A 22,878-nucleotide genomic window follows, 5' to 3' on the forward strand; every position below is an offset into this window, starting at 1 on the left:
GCATGCGCCGCGTCGTTATCACTGGTCTGGGCATTGTTTCGTGCCTGGGCAATGACAAAGAGACCGTCTCCGCTAACCTGCGTGCAAGCCGCCCTGGCATCCGGTTCAACCCGGAATATGCTGAAATGGGTCTGCGTAGCCAGGTTTCCGGCTCCATCGACCTCAACCTTGAAGAACTGATCGATCGCAAGATCTATCGTTTCGTCGGCCACGCAGCGGCTTACGCCTACCTGGCCATGAAAGACGCGATCACTGACTCCGGCCTGACCGAAGAGCAAGTGTCCAACCCGCGTACCGGCCTGATCGCCGGCTCCGGCGGCGCGTCGACTCTGAACCAGATGGAAGCGCTGGACATCCTGCGCGAGAAAGGCGTGAAACGCGTTGGCCCATACCGTGTAACGCGGACCATGAGCAGCACCGTTTCCGCGTGCCTGGCCACGCCGTTCAAGATCAAGGGCCTGAACTACTCCATCGCTTCTGCCTGCGCCACCAGTGCTCACTGCATCGGTACCGCCATGGAACAGATCCAGATGGGCAAGCAGGACATCGTCTTCGCCGGTGGCGGTGAAGAAGAGCACTGGAGCCAGTCGTTCCTGTTCGACGCGATGGGCGCCCTGTCCAGCAAGCGCAACGACACCCCGGAACAAGCCTCCCGCGCCTACGACGCCGACCGTGACGGTTTCGTCATCGCTGGCGGTGGCGGCATGGTCGTGGTTGAAGAGCTGGAACACGCTCTGGCCCGTGGCGCCAAGATCTACGCTGAAATCGTTGGCTACGGCGCAACGTCCGACGGCTACGACATGGTTGCCCCAAGTGGCGAAGGCGCGATCCGCTGCATGCAGATGGCAATGTCCACCGTCGACACCCCGATCGACTACCTGAACACCCACGGCACCTCGACTCCGGTCGGCGACGTCGCGGAAATGAAAGGTGTGCGTGAAGTGTTCGGCGACAAGGCTCCAGCGATCAGCTCGACCAAGAGCCTGTCCGGTCACTCCCTGGGCGCCGCCGGCGTTCACGAAGCGATCTACTGCATGCTGATGATGGAAGGCAACTTCATCGCCGGTTCCGCCAACATCGACGAACTGGACCCTGAAGTGGCCGATCTGCCGGTGCTGACCAAGACCCGCGAAAACGCCACCATCAACACCGTGATGAGCAACAGCTTCGGCTTCGGCGGCACCAACGCCACGCTGGTGCTGAAGCGCTGGGAAGGCAAGTAAGTCCCCGCTGCAGAGCCACACATGAAAACGCCCCGACTGGTTCGGGGCGTTTTTTTTCGTCTGCAGAAAGTCGCCAGGCACTCCGCTTTCCCTTGTGGGAGCGGGCTTGCTCGCGAAAGCGCTGGCTCAGGTATGAAAGTGGCGACTGACACTCCGCTTTCGCGAGCAAGCCCGCTCCCACAGGGGATATCAGTGCGCCTGAAAATGAAACTTCTGTCATGCAACTTCCCGCCCTGCGACCGAATGTCGCGGATTACGCGGGCTGCAGCACTGTTGCAAAAACCGCAACAACACCTTGCACAAATCAAGCGTTTACTTAGCAAGCTAACAAATCATATAAAAGAGTCCTGCACACGCCTTGCTGCAGATAACTTGAGATTTGGAGCTAGCAGATGACTGTAAAAGTAACTGAACGCGACGATTCACACATGTCCCATGAAGGCGTAGCCGCCGGTGTACGGATCTGGGATGTGCATCAACAAGACTTGCTGGTCGGCATGTTCCACAACGAGATCGATGCCCACAACTACAAGGCCGAACTCGAACTGCAAGAACAGCAACGGGATCTGAAATCCGCTTAGGCGAATATTGAACCTGTGGCGAGGGAGCTTGCTCCCGCTGGGGCGCGAAGCGGCCCTGCTCTTCAACTCAAGAGCAGAGGCCTGCTACGCAGTCCAGCGGGAGCAAGCTCCCTCGCCACAGTTTGGGTTGTTACAGCTTTATCGGTTTACCACATCAGGTCATCAGGGATCTGATAGGCCGCGTACGGATCGTCCTCGGCATTGACCTCTTCGGTCTGCACGTTGAGCTGCACGATACGTTGCGGGTCGCGCTCCTGGATCTTCAGGGCCGCTTCACGAGGGATCACTTCGTAGCCGCCGGCATGGTGCACGATCGCCAGCGAGCCGCTGCTGAGCTTGTTGCGCATCAGCGTATTGACCGAGATGCGCTTGACCTTCTTGTCGTCGACGAAGTTGTAGTAGTCCTCGGTGGTCAGCTTCGGCAGACGCGAGACTTCGATCAACTGCTTGACCTGTGCGGCACGGGCCTTGGCCTCGGCTTTCTCCTGCTGCTGGCGGTTCAGCTCCTGGTCGCGCTTGACCTTCTCGGCCATGGCTTCCTGAGCGGCGCGCTGCTGCGAATCATCCAGCTCGGCCTGCCCTTTGTGGGCCAGACGCTGTTGCTTCTGCTTGTCTTTGCTGACCTGCTTGGCCTGCTTTTGGTTGACCAGACCTGCTTTGAGCAACTGGTCGCGAAGGGAAAGGCTCATTAATGCTTACTCACTTGGGCAACGGCTCAGCCGCAGCTGGGCAAATTCTTTTCCTGACGTTTGGCTTCACCCCACAGGGCGTCCAACTCTTCGAGGGTGCAATCTTCCATGGGACGACGGGTGTCGCGCAATGCCTGTTCGATAAATCGGAAACGTCGTTCGAACTTGGCGTTGGCACAGCGCAGTGCGGTTTCCGGATCGACCTTGAGATGCCGGGCCAGATTGACCACGGAAAACAGCAGATCACCGATCTCGTCAGCCACCGCGTCGGGATCGTTTTCGGACATGGCTTCGAGCACTTCATCGAGCTCTTCGCGCACCTTGTCCAGCACCGGCAGTGCATCCGGCCAGTCGAAGCCGACCTGCCCGGCGCGCTTTTGCAACTTGGCCGAACGCGACAGTGCCGGCAACGCGGCGGGCACGTCATCGAGCAGTGACAGCTGCTCGGGCACGGCGGATTTCTCCGCGCGTTCTTCGGCCTTGATCTCTTCCCAACGCTGCTTGACCTGTTCTTCATTCAGCCGTGGCACATCCAGCGGCGCGTACAGATCGCCGGTGGGGAACACGTGCGGATGACGACGGATCAGCTTGCGCGTGATGCTGTCGATCACTCCGGCAAATTCGAAGCGCCCTTCTTCCCGGGCCAACTGGCTGTAATAGACCACCTGAAACAACAGATCACCCAGCTCGCCCTGCAAGTGATCGAAGTCGCCGCGTTCAATGGCGTCAGCCACTTCATAGGCTTCTTCGAGGGTATGCGGGACGATGGTCGCGTAGGTTTGCTTGATGTCCCACGGGCAACCGAACTGCGGATCGCGCAGGCGGCTCATCAGGTGGAGCAGGTCTTCAAGTGAATACATCTGTCATGCCTCTACACAAAACCAATGTGGGAGCGGGCTTGCTCGCGAATGCGGTGTGTCATTCAGCGCAAATATCGACTGACACGCCCTCTTCGCGAGCAAGCCCGCTCCCACCTTCGAACGAAGCCATCTTCACGGAGTACGGTTACGCCGCGTCTCGATGATGTTCGGCAACTGCGAAATCCGCCCCAGCAAGCGCCCCAGCGCATCCAGCCCGGGAATCTCGATGGTCAGCGACATCAGCGCGGTGTTGTCTTCCTTGTTCGAGCGGGTATTGACCGCCAGCACGTTGATCCGCTCATTGAGCAGCACCTGCGAGACGTCACGCAGCAGACCGGAACGGTCGTAGGCGCGGATGACGATGTCCACCGGATAGGTGAGCACCGGCACCGGGCCCCAACTGACCTGGATGATCCGCTCCGGCTCGCGCCCGGCCAGTTGCAGCACCGAGGCGCAGTCCTGCCGGTGAATGCTCACGCCGCGGCCCTGAGTGATGTAGCCGACGATCGCGTCGCCCGGCAGCGGCTGGCAGCAGCCGGCCATCTGCGTCATCAGGTTGCCGACACCCTGGATCTGAATGTCGCCGCGCTTGCCCGGCTTGTAGCCAGTGGCCTTGCGCGGAATCAGCTCCAGCTGTTCGTTGCCACGCTCCGGCTCGACCAATTGCTGCGCCAGGTTGACCAGTTGCGCCAGACGCAGGTCGCCGGCACCGAGGGCGGCGAACATGTCTTCGGCGGTTTTCATGTTGGCCTTTTCGGCCAGCTTGTCGAAATCCACCGCCGGCAGACCGAGGCGATTGAGTTCGCGCTCGATCAGGGTTTTACCGGCCGCGACGTTCTGGTCACGGGCCTGCAACTTGAACCAGTGAACGATCTTCGCCCGCGCCCGCGAGGTGGTGACGTAACCCAGGTTCGGGTTCAGCCAGTCACGGCTCGGCGTACCGTGTTTGCTGGTGATGATCTCGACCTGCTCACCGGTCTGCAGGCTGTAGTTGAGCGGCACGATCCGCCCGTTGATCTTCGCGCCACGGCAGTTGTGCCCGATTTCGGTGTGCACGCGGTAGGCGAAGTCCAGCGGCGTCGCCCCCTTCGGCAAATCGATGGCGTGGCCGTCGGGGGTGAAGATGTACACCCGGTCCGGTTCGATATCGACCCGCAGCTGTTCGGCCAGACCACCGATGTCGCCCAGCTCTTCGTGCCATTCGAGCACCTGCCGCAGCCAGGAGATTTTCTCTTCGTAGTGGTTCGAGCCGGATTTGACGTCGGTGCCCTTGTAGCGCCAGTGCGCGCAGACGCCGAGCTCGGCCTCCTCGTGCATCGAGTGCGTACGGATCTGTACTTCCAGCACCTTGCCTTCCGGACCGATTACCGCGGTGTGCAGCGAGCGGTAGCCGTTCTCTTTCGGGTTGGCGATGTAGTCGTCGAATTCCTTCGGGATGTGCCGCCACAGGGTGTGGACGATGCCGAGCGCGGTGTAGCAGTCGCGCATTTCCGGCACCAGCACGCGCACGGCGCGCACGTCGTAGATCTGGCTGAACTCCAGACCCTTGCGCTGCATTTTGCGCCAGATCGAATAGATGTGTTTCGCCCGGCCGCTGATGTCGGCGTCGACGCCGGTGGCCTGCAATTCGTCCTTGAGCTGGGTCATCACATCGCTGATGAACCGCTCACGGTCCAGCCGCCGCTCATGGAGCAGCTTGGCGATCTGTTTGTATTGATCGGGTTCCAGGTAACGGAAGGACAAGTCCTCCAGCTCCCACTTGATATGACCGATGCCGAGTCGGTGCGCGAGCGGCGCATAGATGTCGAAGACTTCCCGGGCGACGCGGTTGCGCTTCTCGTCGTCAGCGGTTTTCACCGCGCGAATGGCGCAGGTACGTTCGGCCAGTTTGATCAGCGCGACACGAACGTCGTCGACCATCGCCACCAGCATCTTGCGCAGGTTTTCCACCTGGCCCTGAGTGCCCATCACCATCGACTGGCGCGGGCTGAGGCTGGCACTGATTGCCGCCATGCGCTGCACGCCGTCGATCAGTTTGGCCACGACGGGACCGAAGCGCTGGCTGACCGCCGCGAGTTCGATCTGACCTTCGCGGACGCCGCGATACAGCACCGCCGCGACCAGCGAATCCTGATCGAGTTTGAGGTCGGCGAGGATCTCGGCGATCTCCAGTCCCGTGCTGAAACTGCCGGAGCCTTCGGCCCACAGATTCTTCTTGGCATTGGACTGCTGTTCGGCCTCGCGAGCGAACTCGCAGGCTTCTTTCAAGGCTTCGCGATCCAGTGCCATGTCGACACTGACCGCGTGATCGAGCCAAGCCTCGAGATTGATACTGCCGTCAGTGTTGATCGGCTGGTGTGCTCTCACCTGTACCATGCTGCTTTACCTTCCCTACGACGCAGATTCAATGCGTCAAATCGCTGACCCTCAACGCCCGTATGCGCTCGCGGGGCTAAAGCGAGCGCCGCCCGGACAGGTCAGACGGATTCAGACGAGCCATCCTGGCTCGCTTCAAATAACGCCATGGCCTCGACATGTGCCGTCTGAGGAAACATATCGAGAATCCCGGCACGTTTTAACCGGTAGCCCTGCTTGATCAATTCGACCGTATCGCGCGCCAGAGTTGCAGGGTTGCACGATACATACACCAACCGTTTGGCACCCAGGGTCGCGAGCTTGCGCACCACCTCGAAAGCACCGTCACGCGGTGGGTCCAAGAGTACCGCAGAAAAGCCGTTTCCGATCCACTGGGCATCGGTCAAAGGCTGGGATAAATCGGCTTGAAAAAACTTTGTGTTATGCAAATTGTTGCTAGCAGCATTGGCAGCGGCACGGTCGACCATGGTCTGCACGCCCTCCACCGCCACCACTTCACGCACGCTTTTGGCCAGCGGCAAGGCGAAGTTACCCAGACCGCAGAACAGGTCGAGCACGCGCTCGTCACCGGTCGGCTTCAGCCAGTCCAGCGCCTGCGCGACCATCGCCTCGTTGACCCCAGCGTTGACCTGGATGAAATCCCCTGGCCGCCAGGCCAGATCCAGATCCCACTGCTCCAGGCGATAGCCCAGCGCCTGCGTGGCATCCACCGGTTGCGGCTGGCCTTCGCCATGCAACCACAGTTGCGCTGCATGGAACTGGCAGAAATCCTTGAGGATCGTCAGGTCGGCTTCGGACAGCGGCGCCATGTGTCGCAACAACACCGCCAGCGATGAACCACTGAACAACTCGACATGCCCCAGCGCCTGCGGTTTGCTCAAACGACGGAGCATCTCCGGCAAGCGGGTCATGATCGGTTGCAAGGGCTGTACCAGCACCGGGCATTCGTTGATGGCGACGATGTCCTGGCTGCCGGCAGCGCGGAAACCGACTTCAAGCTGCTTGGCTTTCATGTCCCAGCGCACGGCGATCCGCGCGCGGCGGCGATAGCCGAATTCCGGGCCAGTCAACGGCGCAGCCCATTCGTCAGGCGCGACCCCGGCGACCTTCGACAGCTGCTCGGCGAGCATGCGCTGTTTCAGGGCAAGCTGTTCGGTGTGGGGCAAATGCTGCACGCTGCACCCGCCGCAGCGGCCGGCATGCTGACAGGCTGCCGGGCGACGCAATTCGCTGGCCTTGAACACGCGCTCGGTGCGCGCCTCGACCACTTTTCCGTGGGCGCCAAGTACCCGCGCCTCGACCTCTTCACCGGCAAGGGCGCCGAGGACGAACCAGGTTTTGCCTTCGAAAAACGCGATGCCGCGACCGTCATTGGCCAGGCGCTCGATGTTCAAGCGCTGTTTTTTGCCGGTCGGAATTTGCGCGGCCTTGCTGCCGCCGGTGGGCTGGAAGCGCAGGCCTCTCTCGTGCTTGGCCATCAGTTGGGCGCGTCGAAAATGCCGGTCGACAGATAACGGTCGCCACGGTCGCAGATGATCGCGACGATCACCGCGTTTTCAACTTCTTTGGACAGGCGCAGCATCGCTGCCACCGCACCACCCGAGGACACGCCACAGAAGATGCCTTCTTCGCGGGCCAGACGCCGGGTGACGTCTTCGGCCTCGCTTTGCGCCATGTCGACGATGCGGTCAACGCGATCAGCCTGATAGATCTTCGGCAGGTATTCCTGCGGCCAGCGACGGATGCCGGGAATGGCCGAGCCTTCCATCGGTTGCAGCCCGATGATCTGCACGCTGTCGCTCTGCTCTTTCAAGTAGCGCGAGACGCCCATGATGGTGCCGGTGGTGCCCATCGAACTGACGAAATGGGTGATGGTGCCCTGGGTCTGACGCCAGATTTCCGGGCCGGTGGTGGTGTAGTGCGCTTCAGGATTGTCGCCGTTGGCGAACTGATCGAGCACCTTGCCACGGCCTTCGGCTTCCATGCGCTGGGCGAGATCGCGCGCGCCTTCCATGCCCTCTTCCTGACTGACCAGAATCAGCTCGGCGCCATAGGCGGTCATCGCTGCCTTACGCTCGGCGCTGGAGTTGTCCGGCATGATCAGGATCATCTTGTAACCCTTGATCGCGGCGGCCATCGCCAGGGCGATCCCGGTGTTGCCCGAGGTCGCTTCGATCAGCGTGTCGCCGGCGTGGATCTGCCCGCGCAGTTCGGCACGAGTGATCATCGACAGCGCCGGACGGTCCTTGACCGAACCCGCCGGGTTGTTCCCTTCGAGCTTGAGCAACAGGGTGTTGCTGGTGGCACCGGGCAGGCGCTGCAAACGCACCAGCGGAGTGTTGCCGACGCAATCGGCGATGGTTGGGTACTGCAGGGTCATGGCGTATTCGCAATCCAGACGTGCGGGGGCGCCTATCATACCGGCAAACGTTCGCAGGCCATATCACGCAAAGTGCGGTGCTTATGGTTTCTGGGAATAAGCAGATGAATGTCGCACCGGTGGTGCGACTTTTGAGTTCAGCGGTGAATCGAAGGGCCCCTTCGCGAGCAAGCCCGCTCCCACAGGAGGGTGGCGGTGTTGGTTATACAATCTGCGGACGACACACATCCAAAGTGGGAGCGGGCTTGCTCGCGAAGGCGGCAGCCGTCACGCCGCCGTCATCGGCAATCAGCCGCAAATTCAGGCGCAACCCCGCCCCACCATTCTCCGCCCACACCATCCCACCCTGACGCTGCACCGCATTCCTCGCAATGCTCAACCCCAGCCCAAAACCGCCATCCCCCGGGCGCGAGCCGTCGAGGCGGGTGAAGGGCGAGAAGATCCGTTGCAGATCGCCCTCGGCCACCCCGCCGCCCTGATCCTCCAGCCATAAATGCCAGTAATCGCCGTCACGCCGTCCATCGAGGCGCACGATGCCGCCCTTGGGCGAATGCCGAATGGCGTTGCGCAGAATGTTCTCCAGCGCCTGCGCCAAAGTATTGAGGTTGCCGCGCACCCAGCACGACGCCGGCACCGCGCACTGCAATTGCAGGCTCAGCCAGCCGCTTTCATAACAGGCATTGTCGGTGAGCATTTCCCACAAGGCCTGAATCTGGATCGCCTCGTCCGGCAGCGGCGCACGCTCGGTGTCGAGCCACGCCAGTTGCAGGGTGTCTTCGACCAGTCGTTGCATGCCGTCGACTTCACGGCCGATGCGCTCGCGCAGTTGCCGTAGATCCTGTTCGCTTTCACTGGCCACGCGCAGCCGGCTCAGCGGCGTGCGCAGTTCATGGGACAGGTCGCGCAGCAATTGCTGTTGCAAGGCGACGGTGGATTGCAGGCGTTCGGACATTGAATCGAAGGCCCGCGCCAGTTCACCGAGTTCGTCCGGGCGCTGGGTAATGCCGCTCGACAGACGCACATTCAATTGGTCGGCACGCCACGCATTGGCCTGCTTGCGTAGATTGTTCAGCGGCACCACCAGCAAGCGATACAGGCCGACACACAGCAACAGAGTGAACAGCCCCGGAATCACGCCATTTGTAATCACCCGCCAGAACACCCGGTATTTCCCCGGCAGGAAGCGCTCGGGCAACTCGATTACCAGACTGCCGGCGGACGGATTCTGCGGAAATGGTACGCGCAGCCATGGCCGGCCTTGCTTGTGGATCGGCCAGTCGAGGCCGCGTAAAAAGGTCAGGTGCTGGATTTCCTGTTCATTCAGCGGATCGCTGCTCAACGACTGCAGATTGCGGTCGATCACCCCGACCCAGGCGGCCTCACGCAGCTCCATGCTCTGCAACCAGTTATCGACCCCGTCACGCTCACCGCGCTGCCACGCCCGCTCGGCTTCGCCGGCATAGCGGCTGAGGGTGCCGCGCGCCTCGTCGGAGAGATACTGGTTGCGCTCTTCCATGTAGCGGCCCCAGGACCAGCTCAGCCAGATCATCAACAGACAGAACGCTACCAGCAGACACGCCAGTTTCCAGAACAGCGAATGCCGCCCCGGCAGGTCAGAGATTTTCATCGGTGGCACTCAGCACATAACCCTTGCCCCACACCGTGCGCACTTCCCGTTCGAGGTAACCGATGGCCTTGAGTTTGCGGCGGATCTGGCTGATGTGCATGTCGAGGCTGCGGTCGTGGGCCGCATAGCCACGTTGCAGCACATGCTGATAAAGGAAGGCCTTGCTCAGCACTTCTTCGTCGTTGCGATTGAGGGTTTCCAGCAGACGGTATTCGCTGCGAGTCAGACCGGCGGCTTGTGCGTTATAGAAGACTTCGCATTGTTCGTCGTCGAAGCGCAGCGCGCCGTGGATCGCAGCCGGGGCAATCGCTGCCGGGCGCCGATCCAGCGCCACCCGGCGCAGGATCGCCTCGATCCGCACATGCAGCTCGGCCATGCTGAACGGCTTGGGCAGGTAATCATCGGCGCCCAGGCGAAAACCGCTGATGCGGTCGGCCTCGGCGCCCAGCGCCGACATCAGCAGCACCGGCGTCGAATGGCTCTGGCGCAATTGCGTCAGCACCTTCAGGCCGTCGAGCCCCGGCAGCAGAATGTCCATCAGCACCACGTCGAACGGCTGGTGACGCGCAATGTTCAGCCCTTCCTGACCGTTCTGGCACCAGGTCACCGCAAAGCCGCTGCGGCCCAGATGCTCGTGAACATAGGCGCCCAGCACCGGGTCGTCCTCAATGGCGAGAATGCGTGGCAGGTCGGTGGAAACAGGAGTCATGAGTATCTGCTAATAATTCTCAGTTGGCCGATTATTCAAGATTGCCCGCCATCGGGCAACCCAAGCTTGACCGGCCGGACAAACGCGCCAGGCCGCGCCGACCAATGGCGACATGATTTTTCCGAAGATTGCCCGCCTGCAAATCGCTACACTGCGCCAATGTCGCGTGCCGGACGCACGTGCGAGTCAACAGTTCAGCGGGATGCAGGAGATGGGTGTGCTCAAGAAACTGGGAATCAAAGGTCGCGTGTTGTTGCTGACCCTGTTGCCCACCAGCCTGATGGCGTTGGTGCTCGGTGGCTATTTCACCTGGATGCAACAGTCCGATTTGCAGACCCAATTGATGCAGCGCGGTGAAATGATCGCCGAGCAACTGGCGCCGCTGGTGGCGCCCGCCATGGGCCACGGCAACACCGATTTGCTCGAACGCATCGCCACCCAGTCCCTCGAACAACCTGACGTGCGCGCCGTCACCTTCCTCGCCCCCGACCGCACACCGCTGGCGCACGCCGGCCCGACCATGCTCAATCAGGCGCCCAGCGGTGACAGTGCACAACTGCAACGGCGCAGCGGCAATGACGCCACCCGTTACCTGATGCCGGTGTTCGGCAAGCATCGCAACCTCGCTGGTGATCTGATCCCCAAAGAATCCGACCGACTGCTCGGCTGGGTCGAACTGGAGCTGTCGCACAACGGCATGCTGCTGCGCGGTTATCGCAGCCTGTTTGCCAGCCTGCTGCTGATTGCCGCCGGTCTGGCGGGCGCGGCCCTGCTCGCGTTGCGCATGGGCCGCACCATCAACCGCCCGCTGAGCCAGATCAAACAGGCAGTTGCCCAGCTCAAGGACGGTCATCTGGAAACCCGCCTGCCACCGCTCGGCAGTCAGGAACTGGACGAGCTCGCCTCGGGCATCAACCGCATGGCCGGCACCCTGCAGAACGCTCGCGAAGAACTGCAGCACAGCGTCGATCAAGCCACCGAAGACGTGCGGCAGAATCTGGAAACCATCGAGATCCAGAACATCGAACTGGACCTGGCGCGCAAAGAAGCACTGGAGGCGAGCCGGATCAAATCCGAGTTCCTCGCCAACATGAGCCATGAGATCCGCACGCCGCTCAACGGCATTCTCGGTTTCACGCATCTGTTGCAGAAAAGCGAACTGACGCCGCGCCAGCTCGACTATCTGGGCACCATCGAAAAGTCCGCCGACAGCCTGCTGGGGATCATCAACGAGATTCTCGATTTCTCGAAGATCGAGGCCGGCAAACTGGTGCTCGACCACATCCCGTTCAACCTGCGCGATCTGCTGCAGGACACCCTGACCATCCTGGCCCCGGCCGCCCACGCAAAGCAGTTGGAGCTGGTGAGTCTGGTTTATCGCGACACGCCGCTGTCACTGGTCGGCGACCCGCTGCGCCTCAAGCAGATCCTCACCAACCTGGTCAGCAACGCGATCAAGTTCACCCGCGAAGGCACCATCGTCGCCCGCGCCATGCTTGAAGAAGAACACGAAGACAGCGTGCAGTTGCGCATCAGCATTCAGGACACCGGCATCGGCCTGTCGAGTCAGGACGTGCGCGCGTTGTTCCAGGCATTCAGTCAGGCCGACAACTCGCTGTCGCGCCAACCCGGCGGTACCGGTCTGGGTCTGGTGATCTCCAAGCGTCTGATCGAACAGATGGGTGGCGAAATCGGCGTCGACAGCACCCCGGGCGAAGGCTCGGAATTCTGGATCAGCCTGAGCCTGCCGAAAACCCGCGACGACAGCGAAGACCTGCCGGGCCCGCCACTGCTCGGGCGTCGCGTGGCGGTGCTGGAAAATCACGAACTGGCACGTCAGGCGCTGCAGCATCAACTGGAAGACTGCGGCCTCGACGTCACGCCGTTCAATACGCTGGAGAGCCTGACCAACGGCGTCACCGGCGCGCACCAGACCGATCAGGCGATCGACCTTGCGGTGCTCGGCATCACCAGCAACGACATGCTCCCGGAGCGCCTGAATCAGCATATCTGGGACCTCGAACACCTCGGTTGCAAAGTGCTGGTGCTGTGCCCGACGACCGAACAGACGCTGTTCCATCTCTCGGTGCCCAACCCGCACAGCCAGCTGCAAGCCAAACCAGCCTGCACGCGCAAACTGCGTCGGGCGTTGGCGGATCTGGCCAACCCGCGCCAGCCGCGTAACGAGCCGGGTGAACCGCTGTCGAGCCGTGCACCGAAAGTGCTGTGCGTCGACGACAACCCGGCCAACCTGTTGCTGGTGCAGACTCTGCTCGAAGACATGGGCGCCAAGGTTCTGGCCGTGGAAAGCGGCTACGCAGCAGTCAAAGCGGTGCAGAGCGAATCCTTCGATCTGGTGCTGATGGACGTACAGATGCCGGGCATGGACGGACGCCAGACCACCGAAACTATCCGCCAGTGGGAAAGCGAACGGCATAGCACACCGCTGCCGATCGTCGCCCTCACCGCCCACGCCATGGCCAACGAAAAACGCGCCTTGCTGCAAAGCGGCATGGATGACTATCTGACCAAGCCGATCAGCGAGCGGCAACTGGCGCAAGTGGTGCTGAAGTGGACCGGTCTGGCCTTGCGCAATCAAGGAACGGAACGGGCCAGCGACAGCGCGGCGGGTGGCAGTGAGTTGCCGGTGCTCGACCACGAAGAAGGCTTGCGTCTGGCCGCCGGCAAGGCCGATCTGGCAGCCGACATGCTGGCCATGTTGCTCGCCTCGCTGGAGGCTGACCGCGAAGCCATTCGTGCCGCCAGTGAAGCCCGGGATCAGAACGCACTGATCGAGCGCGTGCATCGCCTGCACGGTGCGACCCGATATTGTGGCGTGCCGCAGTTACGCGCGGCCTGTCAGCGCAGTGAAACCCTGCTCAAACAGGGCGATCCGAAGGCAGTGGTGGCGCTGGAAGAACTGGAGCGGGCGATCAATCGACTCGCGACGCAAGCCAGGATCAGCGCCTGATCCACGGCAATGCCGGCAGCGGCATCCGCCGTTAAAGTGGTGGCCGTCAACGCTGACTCGCCACCCCGTTCCAGGAGGAATTCATGCGCACGCTCGTTTTCAGCAGCCAGACCTATGACCGCGACAGCTTCCTCGGCGCCGAATGTCCGACCGGGATAGAACTGCACTTTCAGCCGGCCCGGCTCAGCCTCGACACCGCCGCCCTGGCCGAGCAGCACGAGGTGGTCTGCGCCTTCATCAATGACGACCTCAGTGCGCCGGTGCTGGAGCGCCTCGCCGCCGGTGGCACACGGCTGATCGCCCTGCGCTCGGCGGGCTACAACCATGTTGATCTGCTCGCGGCAAAACGCCTCGGGCTGGCCGTGGTGCGGGTACCGGCCTACTCGCCACATGCGGTGGCCGAACACGCGGTGGCGCTGATTCTGGCACTCAACCGACGCCTGCACCGCGCCTACAACCGCACCCGCGAAGGCGATTTCACGCTGCACGGCCTGACGGGTTTCGATCTGGTGGGCAAGACCGTGGGCATCGTCGGCACCGGGCAGATCGGCGCGACGTTCGCGAAAATCATGCACGGTTTCGGTTGCCAATTGCTGGCCTACGACCCGTACCCAAACCCTGAGGTCGTGGCGCTGGGCGCCCGTTACCTGAGCCTGCCGGAGCTGCTCGCGCAGTCGCGGATCATCAGCCTGCACTGCCCGCTCAACGCCCAGAGCAAACACTTGATCAACCGCGAGTCACTGGCACACCTGCAACCGGGGGCGATGTTGATCAACACCGGACGCGGCGGCCTGGTCGACACGCCGGCGCTGATCGACGCCTTGAAAGACGGCCAACTGGGCTATCTGGGACTGGATGTGTATGAAGAAGAGGCGCAGCTGTTTTTCGAGGATCGCAGCGACTTGCCGTTGCAGGACGACGTATTGGCGCGGCTGCTGACTTTCCCGAACGTGATCATCACCGCGCATCAGGCGTTTCTGACCCATGAAGCGCTGGGCGCGATTGCCGCGACCACCCTGCACAACATCGCGACCTGGGCTGCAGGTGCACCGCAGAACCAGGTCGAGGGTTGAAGGCTTGCCGGTTTACTTCGGCGACAGCGACGAGGCCAGGATCAGCAACGCCAGCCAGCCAAAACCGAAAAAGCGCTGCTTCATCGAATGACCGTTACGCAGCAGGAACCAGACAAAGACCATCGGCAGCAGGAACACCATGATCTTCAACCAGCCTTCCACCGGACGCGAACCGTCGGCGTTGGGCTGAAGTTGAGGTGCGGGTTCCGGTTGCCGGCGGCGGCGACCGACCGCCGCCGGTGAAACGCGCGGCGCGGGCTCAGGGGCTGGTGGCGGGATAAACGCCTCGGGCACGGATTTATTGCGCGGCAGGCTGCCAAATGAAATCGTCGCGGCGGCGGCTTGCGCCGGTGTGTGCTCATGCTGCTGCGCCATCGGAGCACCACAATGAATGCACGCCTTTGCTTCCGAGCTGATGCTCCGCTTGCATTCATAACATTCGATCAGCGCCATGTTCCGTTCCCTCAGAGTGAAGGGCGGCAGTTTGCCATGAGCGCCGGACGATTTGAACCGGATCGAAGGTCGCACGTGTACGCCATCCTGCAATCCAGCCCGTGCTAGCATGTCGCGCAGATTTGGAGGACCCATGGTCGAACACGATTTCCGCTACACCCTGATGAACCCGCAACACACCCTCACCGAATGCCGCGCCCTCGTACCGGGCCGCTATCAGGTCACCGGCAACGGTGGCTCGATCCGCAACGGTGACGTCCTGTTGGTCACCCTCAAAGGCAGCAAGGACTTGTCCATGCGCCTGACCGTCGACACCGTGCGCCACCTGATCAATCCGCCGGGCCAATGGACCGCGATGACCACCGGCCCGGTCTTCGGCGAACTGGCGATCCACACCTGGCAGGTCAACTGCGACAGCTGCGCCAAAGAGCTGAACTTCGAGTTCGCGGTGGACGCCAAGCTGGGCAAGACCGCCGAGAAACCGGCCGCCACGGCGCGCATTGCCGAGCTGGGCTGGAAAGCCGTTGGCGACAAGCACCTGTGCCCGAAATGCCAGGAGCCTGCGTGATGAAACGCCTTGCCCTGCCGCTGCTGGTCGGTGCCGCTCTGGTGGGCTGCGCCGCAGAGCCTGTGCAATTGCAGCAGAACCGCAGCTACATTCTGGAGTGGATCGGCGAGCGGCCATTGATGGATTACAGCCATCTGACCGTGACCCTCGGTGACGATGGCCGCGCGTACGGCAATGGCGGCTGCAACCACTGGTTCGCGCCGTACACCCTCGACGGCGACAAGCTGAGCTTCGGCCCGATCGGCAAGACCCGCAAACTCTGCGCCCCGGCGCTGATGGAGCAGGAACAACGCTTCCTGCAGGCGCTGCAAGGCGTTGAGCGCTGGGACATCTCGCCGATCGAGCAGATGCGCTTCTGGCCGGCCGAAGGCAAGCCGTTGCGTTGGTGGCTGGAAGAGGGTTAACCCTCAAGAACGCCAAACCCTCACCCTAACCCTCTCCCAAAGGGAGAGGGAACTGATTGGGGGGTTCTGAAAGTGTGCGCCGACTTGAAGGATCTTCGCTGAATCCATAATCGACACGATCTTCCAGGTCGATGGAAGCGCCAGACACCTCGGTCAGCTCCCTCTCCTTCTGGGAGAGGGCTGGGGTGAGGGTTGCTCTTTAGAGGCAGCTCACTTTGTCGCCTGCAACGCCTCCAGCTTGGCCATCACCCCCGCCGCCGTCTGCTCGCCCATCAACTGCTCACGCACCTTGCCCTTGTTGTCGATGATGTAGGTCACCGGCAAGGCCTCACTGCGCGGCAGGTCGAACAGGTCGGCCGGATCCTGCGCCAGCACGGTGAACTTGATGCCCAGCTTCTCGCTGGCGCTTTTCAGGTCTTCACCCTGGACGTTGTCGAAGTTGACCCCGAACACCCCAACATTCTTGCTCTTGAGTTCGTCCGCCAAATGATTGAGCTCAGGAATTTCCGTGCGGCACGGGCCACACCATTCGGCCCAGTAATTGATGACTACCCATTGTTTGTCCAGACGCTCGGACGCGACCTTCTGACCATTCTGGTCAATGCCGTAGTCGTTGCCGCAGCCCCCCAGCATCAACGCCCCGATTATCGTCAATGCCGCTGCCAATCGCCGTGTCATGTCATGTTCCCTGGTCAAAAATTGAATGCGCCTGCGACCCATCGCCTCTGAAGGTTCTGGATTGCGCGCTGCACAGTTAGAATAGCCGCCACTTTACGCCAGAAGCGACCCGCCATGACCGATCTGACGCTTTATCACAATCCGCGCTGCTCGAAATCCCGAGGCGCGCTGGAACTTCTCGAGGCCCGTGGCCTGACCCCGAACGTGGTGCGTTACCTCGAAACCCCGCTGAATGCGGTGCAAATCAAGGCACTGCTCGGCAAGCTCGGCATCAGCGCACGGCAACTGCTGCGCACGGGAGAAGATGAATACAAAATGCTTCAGCTGGCCGACACGAGCCTCAGCGAAGCGCAATTGATTGCCGCCATCGCCGAACACCCGAAACTGATGGAACGACCGATTCTGGAAGTCGGCAACAAGGCCGTGATCGGCCGTCCACCGGAGCAGATTCTGGAGTTGCTGCCGTGAGCACGCCGTACATTCTGGTTCTGTATTACAGCCGCAACGGTTCGACCAATGAAATGGCCCGGCAGATTGCCCGCGGCGTCGAACAGGCTGGCCTTGAAGCGCGCCTGCGTACCGTACCGGCGATTTCCAGCGAGTGTGAGGCGGTCGCCCCGGACATACCGGAAGACGGTGCGCTCTACGCCACCCTCGATGACCTGAAGAACTGCGCCGGCCTCGCCCTTGGCAGCCCGACGCGTTTCGGCAACATGGCCGCGCCGCTCAAGTACTTCCTCGACGGCACCAGCAACCTGTGGCTGACCGGCGCTCTGGTCGGTAAACCGGCCGGCGTCTTCACCTCCACCGCCAGCCTGCACGGCGGCCAGGAAACCACCCTGCTGTCGATGATGCTGCCGCTGTTGCACCACGGCATGCTGATCACCGGCCTGCCGTATAGCGAGTCGGCGCTGCTGGAAACCCAGGGCGGCGGTACGCCGTATGGCGCCAGTCATCACGCCGGGGCCGATGGCAAAAAAGGTCTCGATCAGCACGAGATGGCGCTGTGTCGCGCACTCGGCGCACGCCTGGCCAAGACCGCGCAAAAACTGGAGGGCTAAGGGTGGCGAAGAAGCCGAAAGTCCTGCCCTCCGTCGAGTGGCTCGAACCCCGCGTCAAGGCGATGCGGATCGTCAGCCTGTTGTGCTTCTTCGGCCTCGCCGGGCTGCTTGCCGCTTACTACCTGGTGTTCGCCGACCTGCACGGCGCCCGACCGTGGGTGATCCTGCTGGTCGAGCTGATCCCGTGGCTGATCCTTGCGCCGGGGATGCTGATGGGCAACGCGCGTGCGCACTCGTGGATGTGCTTTGTGGTGAATCTGTATTTCATCAAGGGCGCACTGGCAGCGTATGACCCGAACCGGCAACTGTTTGGCGTGCTGGAGATGGCCGCGAGCCTGGCGCTGTTCTGCTCGGCGCTGCTGTATGTGCGGTGGCGGTATCAGTTGAATCGCAAGCTGGCTGGCGAGGGCGAGATTTCCGCCGCCTGAGCTGACGCCTTCGCGAGCAAGCTCGCTCCCACAGTTTTTGTGTCGATCACAATATTGTGTTTCAACAAGAATCCTGTGGGAGCGGGCTTGCTCGCGAATGGGGCGATGCGGTCTTAATGGTTGACGGTGTACGCCAGCATCATCGAAATCTGGCTCATCGGCCGCCCGCCACTCTGTTCATGCCACTGATTGAACGCGTTCTGCACAATCGCCAGATCGCGCAGACTGGTCGGCGCCTTGTCGACGATCTTCTGTGCATTCAGCGCCGCGACCACGTCGTAGCTCGGCACGAACGTGTCCTTGCCGACCATGCGCAGGAAGCGCGGCGCCGACAGCCCGCCCAACTGACTCCCGTGCTTTTTCAGGTAGGTCCACAGACCGACGATATCGGTCACCGGCCAGTCGGCGATCAGCGCGCCGAAACTGCCCTTGTCCTTTTCCACATCGAGGATGAACTGGGCATTGCGCGGCACGCTCTTGAGCTTGCCCAGGTGGCGAATGATTCGCGCGTCCTGCATCAGGCGTTCGAGGTGTTCGGCGCTCATCAGCACGACTTTTTCCGGGTCGAACCTGAAGAACACTTCTTCGAAGGCCGGCCACTTGGCGTCCACCAGGCTGTGCTTCAGACCAGCGCGAAACACGCGCAGGGCCATGGTCGAGAGGTAACGATCGTCGCTGATCTTGCGCAATTGCGCGGGAGTCTTGGGAACGGGCAGATGGGCTTCCAGTTCAGCCGCCGAACCGAAGCGGTTCAGACAGTATTCGTGCAGCCACTTGTAATCGCGCATGCCCTCTCCTATTGAATGAAACAAAAAACCAATGTGGGAGCGGGCTTGCTCGCGAAGACTGAGTGTCAGTCGGCGCATATAGCGACTGATACACCGCCTTCGCGAGCAAGCCCGCTCCCACAGGGACAGTGTTTACAGATTGACCACGTTGACGAAGCGCGAAGCCGCGGTCTCGTCGATCTTCAGGCTGGTGAAGTCGAACAGGTTGCGGTCGGCCAGTTGCGACGGCACCACGTTCTGCAGACTGCGGAAGATGCTTTCAGTTCGGCCCGGAGTCTTGCGCTCCCAGTCCTGAAGCATTTCCTTGACCACCTGACGCTGCAGGTTTTCCTGCGAACCGCAGAGGTTGCACGGGATGATCGGGAATTCCTTGAAGTCCGAGTAGGCCTGGATGTCTTTCTCGTTGCAGTAGGCCAGCGGACGGATCACCACGTTGCGCCCGTCGTCGGCGCGCAGCTTGGGCGGCATCGCCTTGAGGGTGCCGTTGAAGAACATGTTGAGGAAGAACGTCTCGACGATGTCATCGCGGTGGTGACCGAGGGCCATTTTGGTCGCGCCGATTTCGTCAGCAAAGGTGTACAGCGTGCCGCGACGCAGGCGCGAGCACAGCGAGCAAGTGGTCTTGCCTTCCGGGATCAGTTCCTTGACCACCGAGTAGGTGTCCTTCTCGACGATGTGGTACTCGACGCCCAGCTCTTTCAGGTAGGCCGGCAGTACGTGCTCGGGGAAACCCGGCTGCTTCTGGTCCATGTTCACTGCGACGATCTCGAACTTGATCGGTGCAACCTTCTGCAGGTGCAGCAGCACGTCGAGCATGGTGTAGCTGTCCTTGCCCCCGGACAGGCAGACCATGACCTTGTCGCCGTCTTCGATCATGTTGAAATCGGCGACCGCTTCGCCGGCCAGGCGGCGCAGGCGCTTTTGCAGTTTGTTCTGGTTGACCGTAAGAGTGCCCATGACGCGAAATCCGTGAGGTGTGACGAAAGGCGGGCATTTTACGCAAAAACCCGGGGAGCGCGAAGGGCCGTGGGTCTGTCACTTTCAACCGATCCCCTGTGGCGAGGGAGCTTGCTCCCGCTGGGGTGCGAAGCGCCCCCAAACCTGCAGCCGTTATTTTCCTGACTCACCGAACCGCAAGGATTGGCGACTGCTGCGCAGCCGAGCGGGAGCAAGCTCCCTCGCCACAGAGTCGATCCGGCCTCAAATGTGCAAGACCCTGCCGCGATTACCCCGCCGGTTTACAGCGCGATTTGCTCTAAGCCCCTAGTCCCTGTGCGGTTAAGTCCTTTCTATACTGCGACATAAGGTCGCACACATCTGAAGACCTGAATTTGCTCGGCCACCTTTGGCCCGTAGGCGCTCCGCTGGGGGGCGATGGCAATAACAAGAGGAGTGACTGGCATGATCCATCACGTAGTGGGACTTTTTACCCACCCCGATCAGGAATGGAAGGAAATCCGTGGCGACCAAGAGGAAAGCATCAGCCACATGTACCTGACGCACACGCTGATCCTGGCGGCGATTCCGGCGGTTTCGGCGTTTATCGGCACCACTCAGGTCGGCTGGGTGATCGGCAACCGCGCACCGGTGATGCTCACCGTGGAAAGTGCGATCTGGATGACCGTGATGTCGTACCTGGCGATGCTCGGCGGCGTCGCGGTGATGGGCGCGTTCGTGCACTGGATGGCCCGCACCTATGACGCCAACCCGAGTCTGGCCCGTTGCGTGGCATTCGCCACCTACACCGCGACACCGTTGTTCGTCGGCGGGCTGGCGGCGCTGTATCCACACATGTGGCTGGGAATGATCGTCGGCACGGCGGCCATCTGCTACACGGTGTATCTGCTGTACGTGGGGCTGCCAACGTTCATGAACATTCCGTCGGACGAAGGCTTCCTGTTTTCCAGCTCAGTGCTGGCGGTGGGTCTGGTGGTGCTGGTGGCCATCATGGCGTTCACCGTGATTGTCTGGGGCCTCGGCGTGGGGCCGGTGTATACCAACTGACAAGCTTCACCCCAGAGAAAAACAAGATCTGCCAATACAGGCCGCCGCAAGGCGGCCTTCTCGTTTGGCGGATGACCATTCGGCAGGTCAGCGATTCGCAAGTCAGGAACGTTGCGGCATACTCGACGCCTCTGGAGATCCATCAAGCATGCCCGAGCAACTCAATACCCGCGTCGAAGACTGTTACCAACTCGCTGAAGCCTTTTTCAAACGTCATTTCCAACGCCCGGTCGTCAGCCTCAAGCTGCGCGGGCAAAAAGCCGGTGTCGCGCATCTGCACGAGAACCTGCTGCGCTTCAACCCGCAGCTGTACCGGGAAAACACCGAACACTTCCTCAAGCAGACCGTGGCCCACGAAGTCGCGCACCTGATCGCCCATCAACTGTTCGGCGACCGCATCCAGCCGCACGGCGAGGAGTGGCAACTGATCATGCGCGGGGTTTACGAGCTGCCGCCGGATCGCTGCCACACCTACGCAATCAAACGCCGCAGCGTGACCCGCTACATCTACAAATGCCCGTGCGCCGACAGTGATTTCCCGTTTTCGGCGCAGCGTCATAGCCTGGTACGGCAGGGGCGACGGTATTTATGCCGTAGATGCCGCAACACTTTGGTGTTCAGTGGTGAGATGCGGGTGGAATAGCCGGTTTGGTGTTGTCGCCGCCGACGCCTTCGCGAGCAAGCCCGCTCCCACATTTTGAAATGCATTCCCCTGTGGGAGCGGGCTTGCTCGCGAAAGGGCCGGCACAGACGCTAGAGAATCACCTTGGCACGCCGCAACTCGGCAATCTGCTCAGCATCAAACCCCAACTCCCCCAACACCTGCTCAGTATGCTGTCCCAACCCCGCGCCAACATGCCGCGGCGCCGGCAGCGCTTCGGAGAACTTCAGCGGACAGGCGATCTGCGCCTGGGTCGCGCCATCGCCACGCGGCACCTGGGTCACCAGTTCACGCGCCTGCAACTGCGGATGCTGCACCGCCTCGCTCAGGTTCAAGACCGGTTCGACACAGGCATCGACCTCGGCAAACAACGCGCGCAGCTCGGCAAAGTCGTGCTTCTCGAATTCGACTTTCAACGCATCCTTCAATAACCGTTGCTGCTCGGGTTTCGGCGACAAGCCCTGCGCCGCCAGCTCCGGCCGGCCCAACGCCGTACACAGTTGCTGCATGAACCCCGGTTCAAGACTGCCCACCGACAGCCAGCGCCCGTCGCGCGAACGGTAGTAGTCATAGAAGCTGCCGCCATTGAGCATCTGCTCTTCCCAATGCGGTTCGTCGCCACAGGCCAGATAGCCGGCACCGGCCATGGCGTTCAGGCTGAAGGCGCAATCGGTCATGCTCACGTCCAGATGCGTGCCCTGCCCGGTCTGCTGCCGGGCGATGACCGCCGCCAGCAGGCCGATCACCCCGTGCAACGATCCGCCCGCGACATCCGCCACCTGCATGCCCAGCGGCAACGGCCCGCTGTCGGCGCGGCCGGTATAACTGGACAGACCGGCCAGGGCGAGGTAGTTGATGTCATGTCCAGCGCGATCCTTGTACGGCCCGGTCTGGCCGTAGCCGGTGATCGACACGTAAATCAGCTTCGGGTTGATCGCCTTCAGCGCCTCATAACCCAGACCCAGACGCTCCATTACACCGGGGCGGAACTGCTCGAGGACGATGTCGTAGTCGGCCAGCAACTGCCTGACCACCTCCAGCGCCTCAGGCTGTTTGAGATCCAGCGCCAGACTGCGCTTGTTGCGATTGAGGTAAGCGTGGCTGGCTGACACACCTTGATCATGCGGCGGCAACACCCGCAGCAGATCCGTGCGCGTTGGCGATTCGATGCGCAGCACTTCGGCGCCCAAGTCCGCCAGCAACAGCGAGGCGAACGGCCCTGGCAGCAGGGTCGAGAAATCCAGAATCTTCAGTGAGGCCAGCGGCGCGGACATGGGCGATCTCCTTGGGTGATGCACCCAGCCTAGGCAGCGCTGCCGCCCACGGCAATCACCGGATGCATCA

General features: G+C 61.7%; 23 protein-coding genes. 11 read left to right on the forward strand and 12 right to left on the reverse strand.

The window, feature by feature from the left end; translation table 11 throughout:
* Positions 1 to 2 precede the first annotated feature (2 nt).
* Together fabB and ACOYXI_RS11765 are read left to right on the forward strand one after the other, a co-directional pair.
* Positions 3 to 1,223: a beta-ketoacyl-ACP synthase I gene (gene fabB, locus ACOYXI_RS11760; protein WP_007968959.1), complete on the forward strand. Its 1,221-nt coding sequence runs from the start codon at positions 3 to 5 to the stop codon at positions 1,221 to 1,223.
* Between the two features lie 392 nt (positions 1,224 to 1,615).
* Positions 1,616 to 1,804, forward strand: a complete 189-nt coding sequence (locus ACOYXI_RS11765) for a hypothetical protein (protein WP_003227153.1) — start codon at positions 1,616 to 1,618, stop codon at positions 1,802 to 1,804.
* A 146-nt stretch (positions 1,805 to 1,950) separates the two neighbouring features.
* On the opposite strand, the gene ACOYXI_RS11770 is transcribed toward ACOYXI_RS11765, so the two are convergent.
* The 7 genes from ACOYXI_RS11770 to ACOYXI_RS11800 all read right to left on the reverse strand — a co-directional run bounded on the left by ACOYXI_RS11770 (position 1,951) and on the right by ACOYXI_RS11800 (position 10,445).
* Positions 1,951 to 2,493 carry a DUF2058 domain-containing protein gene (locus tag ACOYXI_RS11770; RefSeq protein ID WP_007968960.1) on the reverse strand — a complete coding sequence of 181 codons (543 nt, stop codon included), beginning with the start codon at positions 2,491 to 2,493 and terminating at the stop codon, positions 1,951 to 1,953.
* A gap of 26 nt (positions 2,494 to 2,519) precedes the next feature.
* Entirely contained in the window at positions 2,520 to 3,353 is an 834-nt protein-coding gene (gene mazG, locus ACOYXI_RS11775) for a nucleoside triphosphate pyrophosphohydrolase (protein WP_210558881.1), read from the reverse strand.
* A gap of 132 nt (positions 3,354 to 3,485) precedes the next feature.
* On the reverse strand, positions 3,486 to 5,729 hold the full coding sequence (relA, locus tag ACOYXI_RS11780) for a GTP diphosphokinase (protein ID WP_027612305.1): 2,244 nt from the start codon (positions 5,727 to 5,729) through the stop codon (positions 3,486 to 3,488).
* 101 nt (positions 5,730 to 5,830) lie between these two features.
* Positions 5,831 to 7,207, reverse strand: a complete 1,377-nt coding sequence (rlmD, locus tag ACOYXI_RS11785) for a 23S rRNA (uracil(1939)-C(5))-methyltransferase RlmD (RefSeq protein ID WP_098965074.1) — start codon at positions 7,205 to 7,207, stop codon at positions 5,831 to 5,833.
* Positions 7,207 to 8,109 carry a cysteine synthase CysM gene (gene cysM / locus ACOYXI_RS11790; protein ID WP_027612303.1) on the reverse strand — a complete coding sequence of 301 codons (903 nt, stop codon included), beginning with the start codon at positions 8,107 to 8,109 and terminating at the stop codon, positions 7,207 to 7,209. Before cysM ends, rlmD begins: the two co-directional genes overlap by 1 nt.
* Positions 8,110 to 8,311: 202 nt before the next feature.
* The gene (locus ACOYXI_RS11795; protein ID WP_461674863.1) at positions 8,312 to 9,736 is read right to left on the reverse strand and encodes a histidine kinase sensor domain-containing protein; all 1,425 of its coding nucleotides are present in this window, start codon (positions 9,734 to 9,736) and stop codon (positions 8,312 to 8,314) included.
* Positions 9,723 to 10,445, reverse strand: a complete 723-nt coding sequence (locus ACOYXI_RS11800) for a response regulator transcription factor (RefSeq protein ID WP_098965077.1) — start codon at positions 10,443 to 10,445, stop codon at positions 9,723 to 9,725. Before ACOYXI_RS11800 ends, ACOYXI_RS11795 begins: the two co-directional genes overlap by 14 nt.
* Before the next feature lie 217 nt (positions 10,446 to 10,662).
* Here ACOYXI_RS11800 and ACOYXI_RS11805 point away from each other — a divergent pair, with 217 nt between their 5' ends.
* On the forward strand, positions 10,663 to 13,416 hold the full coding sequence (locus ACOYXI_RS11805) for a response regulator (protein WP_461675563.1): 2,754 nt from the start codon (positions 10,663 to 10,665) through the stop codon (positions 13,414 to 13,416).
* A gap of 83 nt (positions 13,417 to 13,499) precedes the next feature.
* On the forward strand, positions 13,500 to 14,489 hold the full coding sequence (locus ACOYXI_RS11810) for a 2-hydroxyacid dehydrogenase (RefSeq protein ID WP_139054873.1): 990 nt from the start codon (positions 13,500 to 13,502) through the stop codon (positions 14,487 to 14,489).
* A gap of 12 nt (positions 14,490 to 14,501) precedes the next feature.
* Here the strand turns inward: ACOYXI_RS11810 and ACOYXI_RS11815 are convergent, their stop codons facing one another.
* On the reverse strand, positions 14,502 to 14,942 hold the full coding sequence (locus tag ACOYXI_RS11815; RefSeq protein WP_098965080.1) for a hypothetical protein: 441 nt from the start codon (positions 14,940 to 14,942) through the stop codon (positions 14,502 to 14,504).
* A gap of 133 nt (positions 14,943 to 15,075) precedes the next feature.
* Here ACOYXI_RS11815 and ACOYXI_RS11820 point away from each other — a divergent pair, with 133 nt between their 5' ends.
* Both ACOYXI_RS11820 and ACOYXI_RS11825 read left to right on the forward strand, forming a co-directional pair.
* Positions 15,076 to 15,510 (forward strand): hypothetical protein, encoded by a 435-nt coding sequence (locus tag ACOYXI_RS11820; protein ID WP_025112952.1) that lies wholly within the window; start codon positions 15,076 to 15,078, stop codon positions 15,508 to 15,510.
* Complete coding sequence (locus ACOYXI_RS11825; protein ID WP_007968709.1) at positions 15,510 to 15,914, forward strand: META domain-containing protein; 405 nt, start codon at positions 15,510 to 15,512, stop codon at positions 15,912 to 15,914. The genes ACOYXI_RS11820 and ACOYXI_RS11825 overlap by 1 nt, the downstream gene beginning before the upstream one ends.
* A 210-nt stretch (positions 15,915 to 16,124) precedes the next feature.
* On the opposite strand, the gene ACOYXI_RS11830 is transcribed toward ACOYXI_RS11825, so the two are convergent.
* Positions 16,125 to 16,592 (reverse strand): TlpA disulfide reductase family protein, encoded by a 468-nt coding sequence (locus ACOYXI_RS11830; protein WP_027612297.1) that lies wholly within the window; start codon positions 16,590 to 16,592, stop codon positions 16,125 to 16,127.
* 114 nt (positions 16,593 to 16,706) lie between these two features.
* On the opposite strand from ACOYXI_RS11830, the gene arsC reads away from it, so the two are divergent.
* The 3 genes from arsC to ACOYXI_RS11845 are packed head-to-tail and all read left to right on the forward strand — an operon-like array spanning position 16,707 to position 18,081.
* Complete coding sequence (gene arsC, locus ACOYXI_RS11835; RefSeq protein WP_098965083.1) at positions 16,707 to 17,060, forward strand: arsenate reductase (glutaredoxin); 354 nt, start codon at positions 16,707 to 16,709, stop codon at positions 17,058 to 17,060.
* Positions 17,057 to 17,653, forward strand: coding sequence for an NAD(P)H:quinone oxidoreductase (wrbA, locus tag ACOYXI_RS11840; RefSeq protein ID WP_139054871.1), 597 nt, complete (start codon positions 17,057 to 17,059; stop codon positions 17,651 to 17,653). The genes arsC and wrbA overlap by 4 nt, the downstream gene beginning before the upstream one ends.
* 2 nt (positions 17,654 to 17,655) lie before the next feature.
* Positions 17,656 to 18,081: a DUF2069 domain-containing protein gene (locus tag ACOYXI_RS11845; RefSeq protein WP_098965087.1), complete on the forward strand. Its 426-nt coding sequence runs from the start codon at positions 17,656 to 17,658 to the stop codon at positions 18,079 to 18,081.
* 113 nt (positions 18,082 to 18,194) lie between these two features.
* Here the strand turns inward: ACOYXI_RS11845 and ACOYXI_RS11850 are convergent, their stop codons facing one another.
* Both ACOYXI_RS11850 and ttcA read right to left on the reverse strand, forming a co-directional pair.
* Positions 18,195 to 18,869, reverse strand: coding sequence for a DNA-3-methyladenine glycosylase I (locus ACOYXI_RS11850; RefSeq protein WP_098965089.1), 675 nt, complete (start codon positions 18,867 to 18,869; stop codon positions 18,195 to 18,197).
* A 132-nt stretch (positions 18,870 to 19,001) separates the two neighbouring features.
* Complete coding sequence (gene ttcA / locus ACOYXI_RS11855) at positions 19,002 to 19,826, reverse strand: tRNA 2-thiocytidine(32) synthetase TtcA (protein ID WP_041067551.1); 825 nt, start codon at positions 19,824 to 19,826, stop codon at positions 19,002 to 19,004.
* Positions 19,827 to 20,270: 444 nt separating this feature from the next.
* On the opposite strand from ttcA, the gene ACOYXI_RS11860 reads away from it, so the two are divergent.
* Positions 20,271 to 20,873, forward strand: coding sequence for a Yip1 family protein (locus tag ACOYXI_RS11860; protein WP_007917515.1), 603 nt, complete (start codon positions 20,271 to 20,273; stop codon positions 20,871 to 20,873).
* Positions 20,874 to 21,021: 148 nt separating this feature from the next.
* Positions 21,022 to 21,516, forward strand: coding sequence for a SprT family zinc-dependent metalloprotease (locus ACOYXI_RS11865; protein WP_003227192.1), 495 nt, complete (start codon positions 21,022 to 21,024; stop codon positions 21,514 to 21,516).
* 110 nt (positions 21,517 to 21,626) lie between these two features.
* Here ACOYXI_RS11865 and ACOYXI_RS11870 read toward each other — a convergent pair whose 3' ends face one another.
* Positions 21,627 to 22,808 (reverse strand): CaiB/BaiF CoA transferase family protein, encoded by a 1,182-nt coding sequence (locus ACOYXI_RS11870; RefSeq protein ID WP_461674864.1) that lies wholly within the window; start codon positions 22,806 to 22,808, stop codon positions 21,627 to 21,629.
* Positions 22,809 to 22,878 lie beyond the last annotated feature (70 nt).

The sequence above is a fragment of the Pseudomonas sp. G3-19 genome (assembly GCF_054855875.1).